The sequence below is a fragment of the Algoriphagus iocasae genome (genome assembly GCF_014206875.1).
Lineage (GTDB): Bacteria > Bacteroidota > Bacteroidia > Cytophagales > Cyclobacteriaceae > Algoriphagus > Algoriphagus iocasae.
This window is the reverse complement of the sequence record NZ_JACIJO010000006.1, coordinates 1-19112: the sequence shown is the minus strand read 5'-3', so window position 1 is coordinate 19112 and position 19112 is coordinate 1. Positions and strand designations below refer to the sequence as shown.

Here is a 19112-nt window from a genome sequence, read left to right as displayed (position 1 = left end):
TTAATTTTCCACCCGATCACTTGGTCCGTCTACTCTCGGCACCTGACCACCTCTCAACACTGAATTTCCTGACATTTTTTTGGTTTGGTCGATTGGCTCAGCATTTAACCAATCCAATTCATCCATCTGACCACTTTGGGCGTAAGCTGTCAATGCATTTTGATAGCAGGTCATTCTGATATGTTCTTCTGGAATTCCCATTTTACGCATCAGAGCTGCTGTTTTTGGCACAGCCAAAGGATCAGAAATCCCCCAATCAGCCGCTGAATCAACGATAATCCTTTCTGGACCATATTGCTTCACAATTTCCACCATCCGCTCAGAACCCATTTTGGTGTGCGGATAAATAGTAAATGCAGCCCAATAACCACGATCCAACACCTCTTTTACAGTCTCTTCATTATTATGATCTACGATGACCATATTTGGAGCCAAACCATGCTCCTCACTCACATCCATACTTTTGGTTGTGCCTTTTTTCTTATCTCTATGAGGAGTATGAATCATCACCGGAAGATCCATTTCTTTCGCCAGCTCCAGCTGAAGTCTGTAGAACTTATCCTCCGCAGCAGTCTGATCATCATATCCGATCTCACCGATGGCAACAACTCCTTGCTTTCCAGCATAAAGAGGTAGCAACTCCATCACCTGCTCCGCCAAAGGTTCATTGTTTGCCTCTTTGGAATTCAATCCGATGGTGCAGTAATGCAAAATCCCGAATTGCTTTGCCCGGAATCTTTCCCATCCTACCAAACTGCTGAAATAATCCTTGAAACTTGCCGCTTCAGTTCGTGGTTGCCCCAACCAAAAAGCCGGTTCAATGATGGCTACAATACCTGCTTTTCGCATGGCTTCGTAATCATCGGTAGTTCTGGAAGTAACGTGAATATGGGGATCTATGTACATTTCCATGTCTGGTGATTTTGAGATTCTATAATATTTTTTGAGTTAACCGATCAGATCAGGCGTTGGCTAAAGCCTCTTCACCGATCCAATTCCAATTTAACTTTCCTGATTCTATTTCTTTTTTCACTTCTGGATACTCGTTCAGAAGTGCTTTTGCCCCATTAAATGAGGACATGCTACAAGCTAACAAAGCAGCTTTACGCTCTAGTTCATTTCCAGTTTCTACAACTTTTGAAATATCTTGGATTTTTTCTGAGTCAATAAATGGCCCTACAAACCTCCACAATTCTGGGATTACATTCCTTCCTGCCGACCATCTTTCATGAGAAAAATCGATAATGATATTGGCAAGTTCCTGATTGACTCTGGATTCAGCATGTTGAATTTTAAATAGAGGCCTTTGCATAAATATGGCTTTGACCACCATCTGATTCCAGGCACTTTCATCAAAGTACTTCGCAGGAAATGGATTGTTTAATGCCACCGCATCAAACACAGAAGTGATATTAGTCCTTAATCCTTCTCTTGCTCTACCGATCATTTCTTCAGGATAAGGCATCAGAGGCAATGCTGCATACAAAGCCTCTATTTCCAGCATATCTCCTGTTTCAAATAGCTTTTGCAAAGTTCCCATCCATGATGTAAGATCGGGAGAGGGAAATTGAAGAACTAGATACGTTCTTGCTGTTTGAAGTTGTGTCCAAAGATCCAACCTGATTCCTTCACAAATAGCATCTGCTTCCTCGATCTGCTCTTTGGTCAAGATCAGGCGATTATTCTTAAAGTATCTTGACACTTGGCTAAATGCCATAAAGAAATCCATCTCTTTGCCAGACAACAAGATTTTCTCTCTTTTTTGGGCAAGCCAGACCAAGGATTTTTCCTCCACCTGCTCACTTAATGCTGAAAGTAAAAGGGATGTTATTGGGTTTACTTGATTTGAAATTGACATATCGAACAATGAATTTCGAATGATAAATCTGGGTGAATAAAGGTAAGGCAATATTCTATTTTTTTGATTGTAGAATCATACCAGTGGTCAAAAAAAGCCTGTTTTTCAGCTGAAAATGAGAAAAATCATATTTCTCAATCAGATAAATTTCAGAACCATTTCCAATTCCGACCTTCATTAAATCTAACGAATCACAAGTTTTGAAATACTCTCTACTGCGCTTCTTTTTCGGATCTATAAAATGAGAATTGAGGATTCTGACGATGAGACTCATTCATCAGATTTTCTAATTCTTCCAATTTCTCAGGAAATTCAGCAGCTAGGTTTTTTGTCTCCCCCGGATCAGTACTTAAATCATAAAGCTCGAGAATGGGCTGATCACTTTTGAAAACTTCCAGTTTGACAGCTTTCCATTTCCCCTGACGAACCGCCTGCTTTCCTCCTTGTTCATGAAACTCCCAGTATAAATACTCATGCTCTTTCTGGTCTCCTTCTCCAGTCAAAGTCGGTAAAAACGAAATCCCGTCAATCGTTTCAGTGATGGTATTACCGGCCACTGCTGCAAAAGTTGGTAGCAAATCCCAAAATGCAGCTATATGATCAGTAGTTGTTCCTGCTTTGATTTTCTTTGGCCACCAAGCTATCATCGGAGCGCGAACGCCCCCTTCATACAAGTCTCGCTTGAACCCTCGGAACTGACCATTGCTATCAAAGAATTCTGGATCTGCTCCACCTTCCTGATGCGCTCCATTATCTGAGGAGAATATGATTAGCGTATTTTCAGCAATGCCTTTTTCTTCTAGTTTATCCAAAACCTCGCCTACATATTGATCAATTCGATGAACCATCGCCGCGAAGGTTGCATGCGGGTAAGGCTGAGATTGATATCCGGGAATTCTCATGTCAGGTCCATAATCCGCTCCTTTTCCACCTACGTAAGGTTTCTCTTCTGGAAACATCTCTTTATACTTTGCCAATATCTCATCATCAGGAGCTGCCAGCTCAGCATGAGGAGTAACAATTGGCATAAAAAGGAAAAATGGCTTTTCTGCATTTTCATCTATAAAAGCCAATGTCTTTTCTTGAATTATATCCGGTGCATAGTCACCCGTCGTAGTCCAGTCATTCCCTGGCAAATCAATTTTCTGGTCATTATGCCATAAATAGGCTGGATAATATCGGTGAGCATAACGCTGACAGTTATATCCAAAAAACTCATCAAAACCTTGGTTTACCGGCTCACCTGTAGACCCAATAAATCCTAGTCCCCATTTGCCAAAAGCACCAGTAACATATCCTGCTTGCTGCATTGCTTTTCCAACGGTCATCACAGAATCAGGCATAGGAAACTGCCCTTCCGGCTGCACTTCGGTATTCCCTCTGATTGGCGTATGGCCAGTATGCATTCCAGTCAAAAATGAAGATCTCGAAGGAGCACAAACTGTGGATCCAGAATAGAAATTAGAGAAAAACATTCCCTCCTTTGCCAAGCGGTCGATATTTGGTGTTTCGATATATTTCTGACCCAAAAAACCTAGATCGCCATATCCAAGATCATCTGCCAATATAAAAACGATGTTGGTTTTTGATTCTGAAACCGTTTCTACCTCTTCCTTTTTTGATTCACAACCAATAATGAATGAAGCAAAAGCAAGCAGTATAAGTAGCTTGGAAAAACTATTAAATATTTTCATTAGGGGATCTTTAAGATTACAAAAAAGCTCAATCAAGAATAATTTGATTGAGCTAGTTTTAACATTCTAATTTAGGGAATTTTATTTTTCAACCCATTCCACTCCGGTATCTTTCCAAGCTCGCTCATTGGCAGAATTGATCACTGCCTCACAAACTTTTTGGGTCTCATAAGCATCTCTGAAAGTTGGATGACAAGGAGTTCCTTCATCCAGGCTCTTAAAGAAATCAGCTACTTGATGAATAAATGAATGCTCATACCCAATGGAAGTTCCAGGAATCCACCAACGATCCATATAAGGATGATCACCATCAGTCACATGAATGGATCTCCAGCCCCTCACTTGTCCTTCATCATCATGATCAAAATATTCCAATCTGGTAAGATCATGCAAATCCCATCGGATGGATGCATGCTCCCCATTGATTTCAAAAGTATACAAAGCTTTATGACCACGTGCATATCTTGTCGCTTCGAAAAGCCCCAAAGAACCATTGTCAAAATGGCAATGGAACACACAAGCATCATCAATTCCAACTTTTTTCTTTTCTCCAGTGCCTTGATGAACTCTCTCCTTGATGAAAGTCTCAGTCATAGCCGAAACATCCTTGATTCCACCATTGATCCACATGGCTGTATCGATACAGTGAGCCAATAAATCCCCGGTCACACCTGAACCAGCGGCTTCAACATCCAATCTCCAAAGAGCATCACCTCCCTGAGGCAAATCTGGACTAATCGTCCAATCCTGAAGGAAATTAGCACGGTAATGGAAAATTTTGCCAAGCTTACCGGATGCTACGATCTGCTTTGCCAAGGTAACTGCAGGAACTCTTCGGTAATTATACCAAACAGTATTTTGAACTCCAGCAGCTTCAATAGCCTCTACCATAGATTTTGCTTCAGCCACTGTTCTTGCCAGAGGCTTTTCGCAGAGAATCATTTTACCAGCTTTTGCTGCAGCAATGGCAATTTCAGCATGCATGTCATTTGGTGTGCAGATGTCTACAGCATCAATATCATCCCTCTCCAAAAGTTTCCTCCAATCAGTTTCTACCGATTTGTATCCCCACTGCTCTGCAAATGCTTCCACTTTTTCTTTTCTTCTGGAGCATGCTGCCTGAAGCACCGGTCTATGCTCATATTCAGGGAAGAAATCCGCTAATCTTTTATATCCGTTTGTATGGATTCGACCCATCAGTCCAGTTCCGATTAGGCCAATTCGTATATGTTTTTTATTCATGATTGTAAAATTTTAAAATTGTAAGATTGGGTTGAAAGGTTGGAAAGTAAGAAGGTTGTAAGGCGCTGTATCGACGGAGGCTTGAATTGAAAATAATGATTAACATATCTCAAACCCTCGTACCCCGAAAGCAATATCGGGGCGTGATTTGTACTTAGCATACTTTTCAGATTTCTGATTTTAGCCTTCAGCTTTTCCATCCATGTGCGTCCCTAACTTTGATCATCGCAGCCAAGATGTCATTCCAGGTTTGCTGACTCTCCATTACAGAATTAGGGAACATACATCCATCCCAGCAGATATGCTGAAATGCTTTGGTCAATTCGCCTTTCTCATCCCGAAGCCAATATCCTGCATCATGTGCAATATCAAGGACTCCATTAGGATCAGTTGCTTGGCAATGTCTTCCTGTCTTATCGTGAGATCCGGATCCGAAAACAGACCCATCGTTTTGAGCCACGTGGAAATCTATTGTCCAAGGACGAAGCGCATCAGTCACAGTTTTTAAAGCAGCTTTCACCGCTTCACGATCTTTAAGATCCGCGTCTTTAGGAAGAATTCTATGCTCAGGAGCATTGTAGCCCATCGTATAAAGGAAGGTATGGGACATATCCGCTTGAAAACCAATATTTGGTCTATCTACCATTTCCAATAGCTCAACCATGTATTTCCAGCTATGCATGGCTCCCCAGCAAATCTCACCTTCGGCCGCAAGCTTCTCACCATAACCAGCTGCTACATCGCAAGCCTCTCTAAAAGTCTCAGCAATTTGCTTAGTATTTCCAACAGGATCTTTAGCCCAAGCCTCCACAGAAGAAGCAGAATCGATTCTGACGATTCCATATTGCCTCACACCAAGATCTTTCAATTGCTTTCCAAATTCGCAAGATTTGCGAACCATGTCCACAAAGGTCTTGCGCTGATCTGCAGTTCCCATGGCTGCCCCTGCCCATATTGGAGCTACTAAAGAGCCAATATTTAAATTATGTTTTGCGGCTTTTTCTGCTATTATTTTAGCCTCATCCGGATTGTCCAAATTGATATGAGGCTCCAAAAGCCCAATATCCAAACCATCAAATTTCACTCCGTCGACTTCAGCTGCAGCTGTCATCTCCAAAAGCGAATCAAAAGGAATAACCGGCTCAGAATCCGGTCCTTTTCCTACCAGTCCAGGCCAAGTTGCGTTATGTAGTTTTGGAAAATTATTTTGACTCATTGTTACGTGGGTTATTGTTTATTTATAAAAAACCGAAGCTTGGAGACTGAATTAGATAATCACCTCTATTTTTCTCCAATATTCGACGTTCAATCTTTTTAAATCTAAGGTATTAATAGCACTACTTTCTGAATCATTGATTTCTAATTTGGTGTAAACTCTGAATTCAATGTCGTCAATCAAAAATCAGAACTTACTCCACAACTTTTAAATCCGGGTTATTCGGACCAAAGTGCTTCAACATGACAATCGGATCAGTTTTAGAATGATTTGTGATCTTCACACCTGCTTTTGCAGCATCCTCAGAAACGAAATATTCGTCATGAGTCAGCTGTCCAAATCGGATCAAAGCAGGAGTCTCAATATCCCAATCATTCATCTTTCCATAGCCTTGCATCATGATCATTCCATATGCTGCGGAATCTTTGATTGTCACTGTTTGACCAGGGAAAACGGTCAATTCCTTCGCTGAATAATCATGGGATCTGTAGCAAATCCATTTATCATCGTATCCTGCGGCATTCATTTTCTCACGGTCCTCCACAGGAATCGGCTCCATATAATGGTTATCCATGATATTTGGATTGACATTCAATTCCCAATCAATCATTTCAACTAACAAATCATAATCTCCCCATCTGTCTTTCGGAGTGGCATTCCAAAGTAATTCATCCGGAATAATCGCTTCATTCACCAATGACTGATACATCGCGAAAATATCGGAAGCTTTTTGTGGCTCGTAGGTACACAAACTTCCCGGTGCGTGAAGCATTCCCGGAGGAACATTCCATCCTGTTCCAGGCTGTAATTTAAATGCCTGGGAATAATTGGTGATTTTATTATCTCCTTTATTGAAGTTCTTCAAGCATTCCAGAATTGTTTCTTTAGAAGTACCCGGAGCAATTCCGAAAAAAGTATAAGGAAAATCACCACCATGATTATTGACCTGAGGAGGGAAATAATATGCTTCTGGCTTACCATTTTGCCCGGTCAACTTCCCAAACTCATCACTAGGATGAATATGATGCGGCAATGGCCCCATGTTGTCAAAAAACTTAGAATACATGGGCCAAGACTTGTATTTATTCCAAAGTCTATCCCCTATAATCTTTCCTCCAAGTTCATCAATGGCATCTTTTAAAAGAAAAAGTTCTGTTTTCCCACCATCTTCATATGCGACATGGCTTAAGCCTTCATTTTTACTGGTCAAAGGGCCATTTTCGGCAGGCGTAGTGGAAGAAAACCAACGCTCATCTATTCCTCCTCTCTCACCACCCAGACTATAATAATCATCTGGATGCAATTTGATCCTTCTTCCAGGCACACAAAAAGACCGAGGCACCCAAGTTGGAGTCAATCTTAGTATTCCTTCTCCTTGTTCGAGCGCTTTTTTTGCTAAACTCATTTCTATTTATTGGTTAATGGGTTATTGAGTAATTTATTTTTTAAAATGGATGACTTCCATTTGAATTATGCTATTTAAAATCCTGTACACCACTACCGGAAACAACCTCAAGATCTATTTCATAAGATCGGCTTTCTCCTGGCTGAAGCAGAATTAAAGTTCCGTTTTCCCTTGCCGCCGCTTGTCCAATAGGTGGATTTGTAGCCGGTTCCAAAGCTGTCACATATTCATTTTTTCCCCAATGTTGCCAATGGATCAGCCAAGGCATTTGGGTTTTAGAAAACGAAATTTTCAATCCTAATTCCAATTGGTCATTCGCAAATCCACAAACCACCTGATCTGAATTAGATGGTTTTGGATTAATAAAAGCGACATCCTCACCAAAACCACTATGCTCCTCTAAAACGGGTGCACATCTGGTAAATTGATGCTTTTTATTAAACTCGGTATTATTTACATCATTTGCTTTTGGCACAATCTCACCATGCCACACGATTCTGGTTCCTTCGTCGATCAGTGGCCATCCACAATTGATATGGTACAAAACCATATGTGGAGCAGGGGTATTTCCTCGATTGACCACAGTGTCAGAAATTCGAATCTTTGCAGACCCCAACTTACCTGAAATGGTTCTTGTCAACTCCAGGCTAGGCCCAAATGTGGTCGTTTCTCTTATTTTCCCTACCAATTCAAAGCTCAAATCATCCGAATAGATATCCGGTTGTTTGATTGAAATTAGCTCCGCAGGAATATTGCTGAAATTCCCATGCAAACCTCTTTCTCCATGCTCATCGGAATTGGGCGGACCTGCATTTGAAAGTCCACAGGTAGTCAACAATCCTCCACCAAATGTTCGAAGCCAATCTATTCCTTTATTGGAAAAAGGCTGGGGGCTTACCCCTCCAGCGTGGCTTATCCACGCCAGACTATTTTCATTAAAAAAGCAATCCAAAATATCAAATCCCCGATCAAGTAGCACCTTAAAACGAAGACCGGCTCCGGTATTTACCCAAGCAACCCGGACACCTTTTCCAGGTCCATTATCCAGAACGGAAGTTTCTATTCCCCCAAGTTGCTGAGTGTTAGAAATTTTATGTTTCCAGTTTTCTGCCTGGGATATTATGGGTGAGCTCATACTTAATTTAATACCTTAATTTCTCATTCAATAGCCTGTCTTCCATCCTGTAGTGTCAGGTTTAAAAGTTAACCGTATCGCTTTATTATACCAACATACTGTTGATCAACGGTAGTTTTTAGTTAAAAAAAAGGCACCGATAAGATGCTGTAATTCCTATCGGTGCATTTAACACTAACAATTAATCTATTCCCAACCCTATTAATTCATTTTAAGCATGAGGTCTTTATATTCCACCTTCATAGGAGGTCCTACATGAACCTGAACTCCCAAGTATCCCTTTGCAGAGAAATTCGCAGGGTCATCATCATGTACCTCACTCATCAATATTCCATTTACATAATGCTTTAGAACATTACCTTTAGCTACGATGTGAATTTCATTCCAGTCTTCTGACTTGATTTTTGTCTTCAACTCATCACGATCACCCAGCTCCTCAATTACATTCAATCCTTTCCAGGCATTTCTCTCCACATAATCACGGAGGTTTCCGCTTGGATTTTCCTGAGGAGTGATCTTTGTTTTTTGGCCTCTGTAGGCCAAAGTCGTTCTCTTTCTTTCCTCATAATTCTGTCCGGTATAATTGATCTTTCCATCAATATCTGCCTGATATCCTTTGAGGGCAAAAGGAACTCCTTCTACCATTTCACTCCGATAATTGATTCCTGAATTACCGCTTTCAGAAATTCTGAATTTGGCTTTCAGTTCAAAATCTCCCGGCTGTCCACCTTGCCAAATAAGGAAAGTATTTGCCTTCAGCAGCGTTTCAGGGGTAATCAACCCCACAATAGCTCCATCTTGAACGGACCAATAAGTAGGGTCTCCTTCCCAACCATCCAGGCTCTTCCCATCAAAAATAGATTTGAATCCAGCGAGATCCTCTGTGAAAATCGGTTCTGATTTTTTTGCTGGGATCATGCTCAACAGCAGCCCCAAGGCTACTGTTGGAATGATTCCTATCAATAAATAATTAATCTTTTTCATTTATTCACTTTTTGATTGTGATGCTGCTCCTTTGAATACTTCATTGTCTGGATTGCCTCCAGAAATCAAATAAGCCATCAAATCTTTCAATTCCTCTTCGTTCAATCTGTTGATCATACCTGGTAGCATGATCGACACGTCAGAAACTTTCACTGAAGAAACACTTGACTTAGGTACAGTTCTGATTGTTTCTGGAGCGAAAGGATTCTGGGAAACATAATAATTTGTATCGTCCTCATTTGTTACTCGACCCACCACAGAATTTCCATCATTCAGAATCAAAGCTGTTGCCGCATATTGATCTGAAATCACCGCACTTGGATCAATAGTCGCTTCCAAGATATCTTTTGGAGAGAAACGAGTACCAAGCTGAGTAAGATCAGGACCAATGATTCCTCCTTCACCTTGCATGGTATGGCAAGACTGACAAAGAGTAGCCTGGAACATTGCTTTTCCTCTTACAAAGTCTCTTCCAGAAAGGTTTTCTACCAAAGGAGCCGCTTCTTCAACAGTCCATCTTCTTCCCGGGCCTTCTGGCTGAATGGATGACTCTACGATGTCATTTCCATTTCCGGTAAGTAGTGCTGCTCCTGACATCTCATCGTATTTAGCAGTTTCGGAAGAGGAAACATGTGTCAAAGCCATTTTTCTAGCTCTATCAATGAATCCTACATAACTTCTTCCTCCTTTATAATTGAATGCATTTCTGATCCAGGTAAAATACTGATCATGCAGCTCTGGGGTCCATCCTTTTTCTGCCCCACCTAATACAACAGCCAAATAAGTCTGCTGTGCAGGCGGCACATTTGCCAACATATTCGCAATGTCCATTCCGTACTGAGGGTTTCTCATAATCAAATCAGAAGAGGAGGTAAATGTCTTCTGATAAGAATCATCATCTTTTGCGGTCTCTAACTGGGCAATGATTTTACTAACAGCATCTGGAGCTCCAGTATACGAAAGAAGCTTCGCTAGTTCTCTATCTAGATTATTGTTTCCAGATGGGAAATGTGGGTCCAAATAAGAAATCACTTTTGGATAAGATGCTTTTGATGAGTTTTCAAATCTGAAAAGAGTCAGTTCAATCGCTCTTAAAATATTTTGCTTTCCTGTCTCTGAAAGAGCATCATAATCAATGCTGGTCAACTTATCTAAAAGTGGAGTTGCCACACTTGCATTTCCATGTCTTGCCAAGGCAATTGCTCCCTGTATAGCGATATCAGGATTTTCTTCAGCTAGAACTTTTGACTGCCATTCCGATACTGGCTGGTGTTCTACCGCGATTCTAGCAGCATACTGAACAAAACGATCAGAATGTCCTAGGTTTGGCCAAGCTGCTTCGATTGCTCCAGCTTTTGGACCTCCAATATGAAACTCCTCCATTTTTCTGCGAAGCATGTGCTCTTCAGTCAAAGTTTGTTTCGTATCAGTTCCAGCAGCATCATCGCCATCATAATAAACTCTGTAAAGATCTGATTCGAGTCTTCTACCACCTGTTAAAAAGTACATAGATCCGTCTGGACCAAACTCTCCATCTGTCAATGGAAGTGGTGAACCGGAAATAAATTCTTCAGCACTTGCTGCGTAAGCTGCGCCTTCTGGAGTTAAAGTGGTAGCATAAATAATACCGAAACTCCAATCAAAAGTGTAAAGTGCTTTTTTGTATTTTTCAGGAAACTTGGAATTCGTTCCAAACATCACATTTGTCGGGGAACCCTGTCCAATATTCAAAGCAGCTGGCAAATTGTCTGGATAGTTTGGAGACCATTTTTGATTTCCTGTTCTCCAACCAAATTCAGCTCCACTTGGCACATAACAGATTCTGGTTGGTCTATACCAAGGCATCCCAAAATCCCATTCCATATCGGAGTCATAGGTAAAAAGATCTCCATTTTCATTGAAAGCAATATCAAATTCATTTCTAAAACCTGCGGCAATCAATTCCCAGGTTTTTCCTTCTGGATCTGTTTTGGCAATCCATCCTCCAGGAGCCATTCTACTATTCGCATGACCTCTTGGATCCTTGATTTCCGGGAATAAATTATCACGATCCCAAACTCTTGGTAAACGATAAGCATCCATTTCTGGCACATCCACATGGTTACCTGCTGAAATGTAAATTGACTGTCCGTCAGGTGATAAAATCATACTATGTGGACCATGTTCACCAGGATCACCTTCCAGTAATTTTATCAAAGTAACCGTTTCATATCGATCATCTCCGTCCAAATCCTGGATTCTGTACATCCCAGTGGTTCTTTCAAACTCGTCATTACCTCTGTGATTTACCATCACATAAACGCTGTTAAAGGCGTATAACAAACCTTGGGCATAGCCCATTCCTAATTTTTGGTCGGTCTCATTTCCTACGACCAACTTTTCTACTTTTGGGGCAAGAGAATCCGATCCGATAGCAGGAATATCTAATCGATACAAAGCACCATACTGATCAGCAGTGATCATTCTGCCTTTGTTATCAAAGGTCATCGCAACCCATGATCCCTGATCATTTTCTCCCGGGCTGTAAATATGTTCAGCTACAAAACCTGGAGGTAATTTCAATTTTTCAACCTTTGGGTGTAAAGGTTTTTGTTCTTCTTTTTTGGCACAGGAAACCACCCCAAAAATTACAAGGGAGAGAATCAGAATACGAGCCAGATGATTTTTATGATTCATGGGATATAGGGGAATAAAATTTTTAGCTAATTGACTGATCTAAGCAATGAAAACAATTCTTAAATAAATTGCACGAATAAATACAAGAACGGCTTGAATAAAGAATAACTCCTGCAAAGAGCGAAACGATTCGCTCTTTGCAGGGTTATTGACAAAATTAAATTTAGAAATAAGGACTCAGATCAGATTCAGCGGCAGGGTATGCATAAAACTTACTTAGGTTTGTGAATGCATTTGATCTCGGAACAGCTCCTTCAATTGGCGGATAATAATAGTCCAATGGATTCGCAATAATTCTTTGTCCATATGGTCTAATGATCTCCTCAATTCTATCTGTTCTCTGAATGTCAAACCATCTCTTGTTCTCAAAAGCCAGTTCAACACGTCTTTCTTTAAAGATCGCTTCTCTCATCTCTGCTTGTCCTGAAGCAGTGGTAGCATCCAATCCAGCTCTATCTCTTACTTGATTTAAGTAAGCAGCAGCCTCTCCTGGCTTACCTTGCTCATTCAGGATTTCAGCCATAAACAACAAGACCTCTGCATAGCGATAAACCACCCAGTTAGTACCAGTATTATTGTGTTGAGAATGTTGTTTTGCATGTTTCTTAATATAAGGGTAAGTCTTGTCATCTCTGAAACTTCCAGATAAGAACACATACCCAACAGAAGCATCTTCTCTTAAATCTCCATCTTCATAGGCTGCAATAATATCTGGAGTAGGAATATTGTTTCCTTCACCATCGATGTTTTGTGGATTGCTTGTTCCCATGATTGGCTGAAGTTCTGCTGCACTGATTGGTCTTGGCATGAATTGATAGATAAAGTTACCATTCAAACCAGCTGCTCCTTCCAAAAACTGAACTTCAAATACAGATTCCGAATTGTTTTTATTGGAAGCATTTCCTGGAAAAGCCATGGCATAATCCGCCATAAGCATATATTCCCCGCTAGTCACAACAGGAGTCAAAACTTGCTCAGCCTCAGACCATTTCTTTTGGTTGATAAAAACATTTGCCAGTAATGTTCTTGCTGCTCCTTCAGTAACTCTTCCCGGATCTTGTGCGGATTTCTTTGGTAACAATGGAATTGCTGCCTGTAAATCCTGCTCTATCTGAGCATAAACTTCTGCTTCAGGTGAAAGGTCCAATGCTGCTTCTTCTCTAGTAGCTACCGGAGTCAAATGCAATGGAACACTTCCAAAATATCTTACCAATTCGAAGTAGGCATATGCTCTTAAGAAAAGCGCCTGACCTTTTACATTGTCCTTAGCTGCTTGGTCAAATTCCACATCATCGATTAAAGTAAGAATTTGATTAGTTCTGGAAATGATCAAATAATCCTGTCTCCATTGATTCAAAACATGGGTATTTGCCGAAGTTCCATTCGATTCTGGGATAGAGAAATCTGCAATATCTTCCTGATTATCCGTAGCACCGAAAAGGACATTTCTGGCGTAATAGGTATTATCAGAATGCATTTCTCCAAGCAGCCATGCTCGATCATTCGTGATCGTTCTCAGCGGAACGTAAGCTGCATTAACAGCCTGCTCAAAATCTTTTTGATTCTTGAAAAAGGTAGCCGAACTCAATTGGGTCTCAGGAACTACCGTTAGAAAATCTTCACAGCCAGTCAATAAAATACATGCTACTGCAAAGCCTAATATATGTTTTTTCATTTTTTCTACAGTTTGATTTTTACTAATGAGATGAGATCAATCAAAAGGTGATATTCACACCAAATGTGATGGTTCTTGGAACTGGATAACCAGCCAAATCCACTCCTGGACTTAGGTTACCACCATCTCCTTGACCATTGTTCTGCATACTAACTTCTGGGTTAGACCCACCCCAATACTTGGTAAAAACCCACATATTCTGTCCTGATGCATAAAGACGTGCAGACTTGATAGACTTTGGCAGATTTGTGAAAGTATAGCCTAGCGTAATGTTTCTGATTGTGAAATAAGAGGCATCCCAAACAAAGTTACTATTTGGCCAATCACGCTCAATACCAGTTACGTTACCTCCACCTACTGTAGTACCAAAAATCCCTTCACCTGGATTTTCTGGAGATCTGAATCGGTCTTTAACTTTTGCCACCATGTTAAACACACCATCTAGGTTAGCTGTGGAGTACAGGTGTCTCATGTACAACTGATTTCCTTGAGAACCCGATGCCACAATACTTGCATCCCAGTTTTTCCATTTGAAGTTGTTTGTAAAACCGTAAACGAAATCAGGGAAAGGATTTCCGATGATAGTTCTATCATCATTATCACCCCCGAAAGTGATTACACCGTCTCCGTTTACGTCTTCAAGCTTAATACTACCCACCGTGGATCTTCCAGGGATTACAGGAGAGTTAGCCAAATCTTCTGCATTGGCATAATTACCCAACTTGTTTAATCCATAGAATTGGCCAAATGGCTGGCCAACTTGTGTGATATGCGCAAATCCGTAAACCCTATCAATTCCGTCTGCCAATTCCAACACTTCGTTTCTGTTGATAGATAAATTCGCATTGACAGACCATCTAAATGCTCCTGGAGCTATCACAGCATTGACTGTAAATTCATGTCCCCAAAACTTAATCTCTCCAATATTATCGTTGAAATTGGTAAAACCGGATTCCTGAGGCACCTGTACGGCGTATAAAAGGTTGGTGGTGTTTTTAGTATAGTAATCATACCCAAAAGTCACTCGATCTTCCCATAAACCTAAATCAAGTCCTATATCAAATTGAGCAGTGGTTTCCCAACCAAGATTGGTATTACTTAATGAAGTAACTGCGGCTCCTGGCACGACATTGTTATCAAAGGCTGCATTAATGGTGTTATTCACCAAAGCATACTGCGTGTAGTTACCAATATTGTTGTTACCAGTCACCCCGAAACTTGCTCTCAGCTTCATAAAGGAAACAGTAGAACTCGTATTTAAGAAGTTTTCATCAGACAATACCCAACCTACCGAAGTGGAAGGGAAAATACCCCAACGGTTGTCTGCACCGAATCTGGAAGAACCATCACCTCTTACAGCTGCAGTAAACAAATATTTACCCTTGAAGTTATAGGTCAATCTTGAAAAAACAGATGTCAAAGTCCATTCATCTACATCGGAAATCGTTCCTCCCCTGTTGATATTGATAGCACCCTGAATAGTTGGAAGTCTATCATCAGCATAAGTATCTGCCTGAACTCTAGTTCTGTCTCTTCTAAATTGCTGATTGGAGAAACCTGCTAAAATCTCAAAATTGTGGTCACCAATATTATTAGTATAGGTCGCAATGTTTTCATTCAACCATGAAAAGTCACGGAAATTATCTCTGATTGAAACCGCCACTGTTGGAATTGCCACATTAATCTGGTTTGTGGCAGTAGATGGATTAAAGAAGAAATAATTTGAATTCCTGATTTCTGTATTAAAGGTTGACTTTAAAGAGAGTCCTTTGATGGGTCTCCACTCCGCATAGGTATTCGCTAAAATATTTACCCTTTTGGTCTGATTGGTAATTTCATCCGCAGATCTTAACCAGTTCGGATAAGCAAAGATATTTCCTGTTTCAGCTGGAAATCTGTTGAAAAAGGTCAAGTCGCCATTCTCATCATAAATATCCATCACTGGCCAAGTGTGCAAGGCATTGAATAAAATACCTGTACCTCGGGATCCATCTGTTTGTGGCGTATTGTCCACGATGTAGCTAGGAGCCACATTCAAGCCAATAGAAACCTTATCAGAAACCGTATAATCGGTATTCATTCTTATCGAATATCTTTCGTAGTCCGTATTTCTAACTACCCCTTTTTGATCAAAAACGCCTGCTACAATTGCAGTATTTACTTTCTCCTTATTAGAAGTGATAGTCAGGTTATAGTTAGTAATTGGAGCAGTTTCCAACATAGCGCCGTACCAGTCGTTATTTTTTCCGCGGAAATCAGCAGGGTTTTGAAAAATTGCAGGCACTGGCTGACCAGCATCTGTGTAATATTCCTTTTTAAATTGGGCAAACTCTTCTGCAGTCAACATTTCTAATCTGCCTTGCTCAGGCACTTTTTGAAAACCTGTGTAAACATTCAGAGTTACATTTGTCTGACCAACTTTCCCTCTTTTTGTGGTGATCAAAACAACACCATTGGCTGCTCTAGAACCATAAAGTGAAGTCGAAGCAGCATCTTTCAAAATGGTAATATCCTGAATTTCATCTGGGTTGAGCGTATTGATATCTCCAGTAATCGGGAAACCATCCACTACATATAAAGGATCACTACCACCGGATACTGACAATTGACCACGGATTCGGACGTTCATTCCTTGTCCTGGCTTACCAGTTGTCTGGTTGATCTGAACACCTGCAAGTTTACCTTGTAATTTTTGAGCAGTGGTGGTCACAGGCATGTCCTTCAATTCATCTTCACTGATAGATTGAATGGCACCTGTCACCTCTTTTTTGATCTGGCTACCATAACCTACTACGACCACCTCAGAAAGATCTGACATGGAGGTATTAATAGTAATGTCATAGGTAGTTTGCCCGGATTGAACAGCCACTTCGGAAGGAGTATAACCGATAAAGCTGACCACCAAAATACTTCCCGGTGCAGCTTGAATATTAAATACTCCATCTATATCAGTCACGGTACCAACTTGAGTACCTTTCACCATCACAGTCGCTCCTGGCACCACTTCACCTGTCTCGTCTTTAACAGTACCTGTTACATTTGATGACTGCGCAAATGCAGAAAGGTTAGCTGAAAGAATAATAAAAAGAAGAAGCAAAAACCTCTTCTTTAATAATAAATAATTGTTTTTCATAGATTCTGGGTTTTATGTTAATAAGCGGTAATTTCTTCTAATTAACCTATATAAAGACCTGAATCTATCCTGTCGCATCCTGCACTTATGAATTAAAAATAGATTATAAAAAAAGTTTGTTTAAACTCAGGACAGAACAGGATAGATAATAAAAAACAAACAGTTCTTTAAACATTTACACTACTCATTAATTATATGACACATTTTTAATTTAGGACTTATACTTTTGATAATCTAAACAAGAAGATTCATTAAAAAAATCACAATCAATTTGTTATCAATACTTTAATTCAAATAAAAAATTTATCGCAAAAAAATTTTTTCTATATAAAAATCCTTTTTAAAATTCTAATCAAATATCCTTTGAAAGGAAAAAAAATAAAAAAGCACCCCAAAGAAGATTATTTAACAGTATAGAACAGGATAGAACAAAAACTACTTTATTCTAAATTGATTAATCCTATATAATCAATCAAACCCAAAATACATGAATACAACTAAACAATCATTTAATCATGTCAGCTATTTATGGGATGATAAAATAGCTGCCACGATGGAAGGAAACGAAGTTGACCTATTAATCTATAGATCCAATATCCTGGGGGCTGATCTACGCATCACCAACTATGGCGGTGGGAACACCAGTTGCAAGACCTTTGAAGCGGATCCCCTGACCAAAGAGTCTGTCGAGGTCATGTGGGTCAAAGGATCTGGCGGAGACATCGGAACCCTCACCAAAGCCGGACTGGCAGGACTCTATGTCGATAAACTCCGGGCCCTTCAAGGAATCTATCGCGGCATTGAATTCGAGGACGAAATGGTCGGACTTTTCAACCACTGCATCTACGACCTGGACTCCAAAGCTCCGTCCATCGATACACCTTTACATGCTTTTTTACCTTTCAAACACATTGACCATCTCCATCCCGATGCTGCCATTGCCATCGCCGCTTCCAAGGACGGAGAGCAGATCACAGCTGACCTATGGAAAGGACAGATCGCCTGGGTGCCTTGGCAAAAGCCAGGTTTCGATTTAGGCCTGCAACTGCAGCAGACCTTGGCGGACAATCCGGGTATCAGAGGAATCATGCTCGGCGGTCACGGTCTGTTCACTTGGGGAGACACTTCTTTTGAATGTTACATCAACAGTCTGGAAGTCATCGAAACTGCTTCGGCTTATCTGGAAGCCAATTACGGCAAGACAAGACCGGTTTTCGGCGGTCAGAAAGTAACTTCTCTTCCGGCTGATCAGCGTGCTTCCCAGGCGGCTTTGCTCGCTCCGGTACTTCGTGGACTTGCTTCTTCGGAAAAGAAAATGGTCGGAACATTTTCCGACACCGAGGTAGTACTGCAGTTCATCAACTCCCATGATCTGGGAAAACTGGCTCCGATGGGGACTTCCTGTCCCGATCACTTCCTGCGTACCAAAATCTCTCCTTTGGTCTTGGACATCCCAGCAGACATTGATCTTTCCGATCCTTCTTCCCTAAAGGCTGATCTGGAGGTGGAATTCCAGAAATACCGGGAGATGTATGCCGATTACTACGAAAAACACAAGCACTCTAATTCACCAGCCATGAGGGATCCCAATCCGGTGATCATTCTTTGGCCGGGTGTAGGGCTGTTCTCCTTTGCCAAGGACAAACAGACTTCCAGGGTTGCTTCCGAATTCTATATCAACGCCATCAACGTGATGCGCGGAGCTGAGGCGGTTTCCTCTTATGTTTCCCTTCCTCTTCAGGAGGCGTTCAACATCGAATACTGGTTATTGGAAGAGGCCAAGCTCCAGAGGATGCCAAAAGAAAAACCATTGTCCAGACGCATTGCCCTGATCACGGGAAGTGCCGGGGGAATCGGAAAAGGCATCGCAGAAAAATACCTGCAGGAAGGTGCCTGCGTGGTAGTGACAGACATCAATGCCGATCGCCTTGCTGAAACCGAGGCGGCCATGCAGAAGAAATACGGGAAGGATGTCTTCCTGGGAGTGACACTGGATGTGACCGATACAGACAGTCTCAAAAAGGCCATGCAGGAAATCTGCCTGAAGTTCGGCGGTGTGGACATCATCGTCAACAATGCCGGGATCTCCATCTC

12 protein-coding genes are annotated in these 19112 nt (G+C 41.1%); 1 reads left to right on the top strand and 11 read right to left on the bottom strand.

The features are described 5' to 3' along the window. The 11 genes from FHS59_RS22315 to FHS59_RS22265 form a co-directional block, all read right to left on the bottom strand. A complete protein-coding gene (locus FHS59_RS22315) occupies positions 1–912 on the bottom strand; it encodes a TatD family hydrolase (protein ID WP_184498439.1) in 912 nt (303 codons plus the stop codon). Between the two features lie 49 nt (positions 913–961). Beyond that, entirely contained in the window at positions 962–1858 is an 897-nt protein-coding gene (locus FHS59_RS22310) for an EboA domain-containing protein (protein ID WP_184498437.1), read from the bottom strand. Positions 1859–2070: 212 nt separating this feature from the next. Further along, a complete protein-coding gene (locus tag FHS59_RS22305; protein ID WP_184498435.1) occupies positions 2071–3552 on the bottom strand; it encodes an arylsulfatase in 1482 nt (493 codons plus the stop codon). A gap of 81 nt (positions 3553–3633) precedes the next feature. Then, a complete protein-coding gene (locus FHS59_RS22300) occupies positions 3634–4794 on the bottom strand; it encodes a Gfo/Idh/MocA family protein (protein WP_221444568.1) in 1161 nt (386 codons plus the stop codon). Between the two features lie 187 nt (positions 4795–4981). After that, on the bottom strand, positions 4982–6010 hold the full coding sequence (locus FHS59_RS22295) for a sugar phosphate isomerase/epimerase family protein (protein ID WP_184498433.1): 1029 nt from the start codon (positions 6008–6010) through the stop codon (positions 4982–4984). 193 nt (positions 6011–6203) lie between these two features. After that, a complete protein-coding gene (locus FHS59_RS22290; protein ID WP_184498431.1) occupies positions 6204–7415 on the bottom strand; it encodes a hypothetical protein in 1212 nt (403 codons plus the stop codon). A gap of 70 nt (positions 7416–7485) precedes the next feature. Then, positions 7486–8550 (bottom strand): aldose 1-epimerase family protein, encoded by a 1065-nt coding sequence (locus tag FHS59_RS22285; protein WP_184498429.1) that lies wholly within the window; start codon positions 8548–8550, stop codon positions 7486–7488. A gap of 201 nt (positions 8551–8751) precedes the next feature. Continuing rightward, positions 8752–9534 (bottom strand): 3-keto-disaccharide hydrolase, encoded by a 783-nt coding sequence (locus FHS59_RS22280; RefSeq protein WP_184498427.1) that lies wholly within the window; start codon positions 9532–9534, stop codon positions 8752–8754. Continuing rightward, positions 9535–12210: a c-type cytochrome gene (locus FHS59_RS22275; RefSeq protein WP_184498425.1), complete on the bottom strand. Its 2676-nt coding sequence runs from the start codon at positions 12208–12210 to the stop codon at positions 9535–9537. 163 nt (positions 12211–12373) lie between these two features. Beyond that, positions 12374–13885 carry a RagB/SusD family nutrient uptake outer membrane protein gene (locus tag FHS59_RS22270; protein ID WP_184498423.1) on the bottom strand — a complete coding sequence of 504 codons (1512 nt, stop codon included), beginning with the start codon at positions 13883–13885 and terminating at the stop codon, positions 12374–12376. A 40-nt stretch (positions 13886–13925) separates the two neighbouring features. Continuing rightward, positions 13926–17018 (bottom strand): SusC/RagA family TonB-linked outer membrane protein, encoded by a 3093-nt coding sequence (locus tag FHS59_RS22265; protein ID WP_184498421.1) that lies wholly within the window; start codon positions 17016–17018, stop codon positions 13926–13928. A gap of 487 nt (positions 17019–17505) precedes the next feature. On the opposite strand from FHS59_RS22265, the gene FHS59_RS22260 reads away from it, so the two are divergent. Next, a partial coding sequence (locus FHS59_RS22260; protein ID WP_184498419.1) for a bifunctional rhamnulose-1-phosphate aldolase/short-chain dehydrogenase occupies positions 17506–19112 on the top strand: 1607 nt, incomplete at its 3' end.

Excerpts from the sequence above, each read along its gene's own strand:
- FHS59_RS22285 (WP_184498429.1), bottom strand. The coding sequence starts at position 8,550 with ATGAGCTCACCCATAATATCCCAGGCAGAAAACTGGAAACATAAAATT.
- FHS59_RS22295 (WP_184498433.1), bottom strand. The coding sequence starts at position 6,010 with ATGAGTCAAAATAATTTTCCAAAACTACATAACGCAACTTGGCCTGGA.
- FHS59_RS22310 (WP_184498437.1), bottom strand. The coding sequence starts at position 1,858 with ATGTCAATTTCAAATCAAGTAAACCCAATAACATCCCTTTTACTTTCA.
- FHS59_RS22315 (WP_184498439.1), bottom strand. The coding sequence starts at position 912 with ATGGAAATGTACATAGATCCCCATATTCACGTTACTTCCAGAACTACC.
- FHS59_RS22290 (WP_184498431.1), bottom strand. The coding sequence starts at position 7,415 with ATGAGTTTAGCAAAAAAAGCGCTCGAACAAGGAGAAGGAATACTAAGA.
- FHS59_RS22300 (WP_221444568.1), bottom strand. The coding sequence starts at position 4,794 with ATGAATAAAAAACATATACGAATTGGCCTAATCGGAACTGGACTGATG.
- FHS59_RS22275 (WP_184498425.1), bottom strand. The coding sequence starts at position 12,210 with ATGAATCATAAAAATCATCTGGCTCGTATTCTGATTCTCTCCCTTGTA.
- FHS59_RS22280 (WP_184498427.1), bottom strand. The coding sequence starts at position 9,534 with ATGAAAAAGATTAATTATTTATTGATAGGAATCATTCCAACAGTAGCC.
- FHS59_RS22270 (WP_184498423.1), bottom strand. The coding sequence starts at position 13,885 with ATGAAAAAACATATATTAGGCTTTGCAGTAGCATGTATTTTATTGACT.
- FHS59_RS22305 (WP_184498435.1), bottom strand. The coding sequence starts at position 3,552 with ATGAAAATATTTAATAGTTTTTCCAAGCTACTTATACTGCTTGCTTTT.
- FHS59_RS22265 (WP_184498421.1), bottom strand. The coding sequence starts at position 17,018 with ATGAAAAACAATTATTTATTATTAAAGAAGAGGTTTTTGCTTCTTCTT.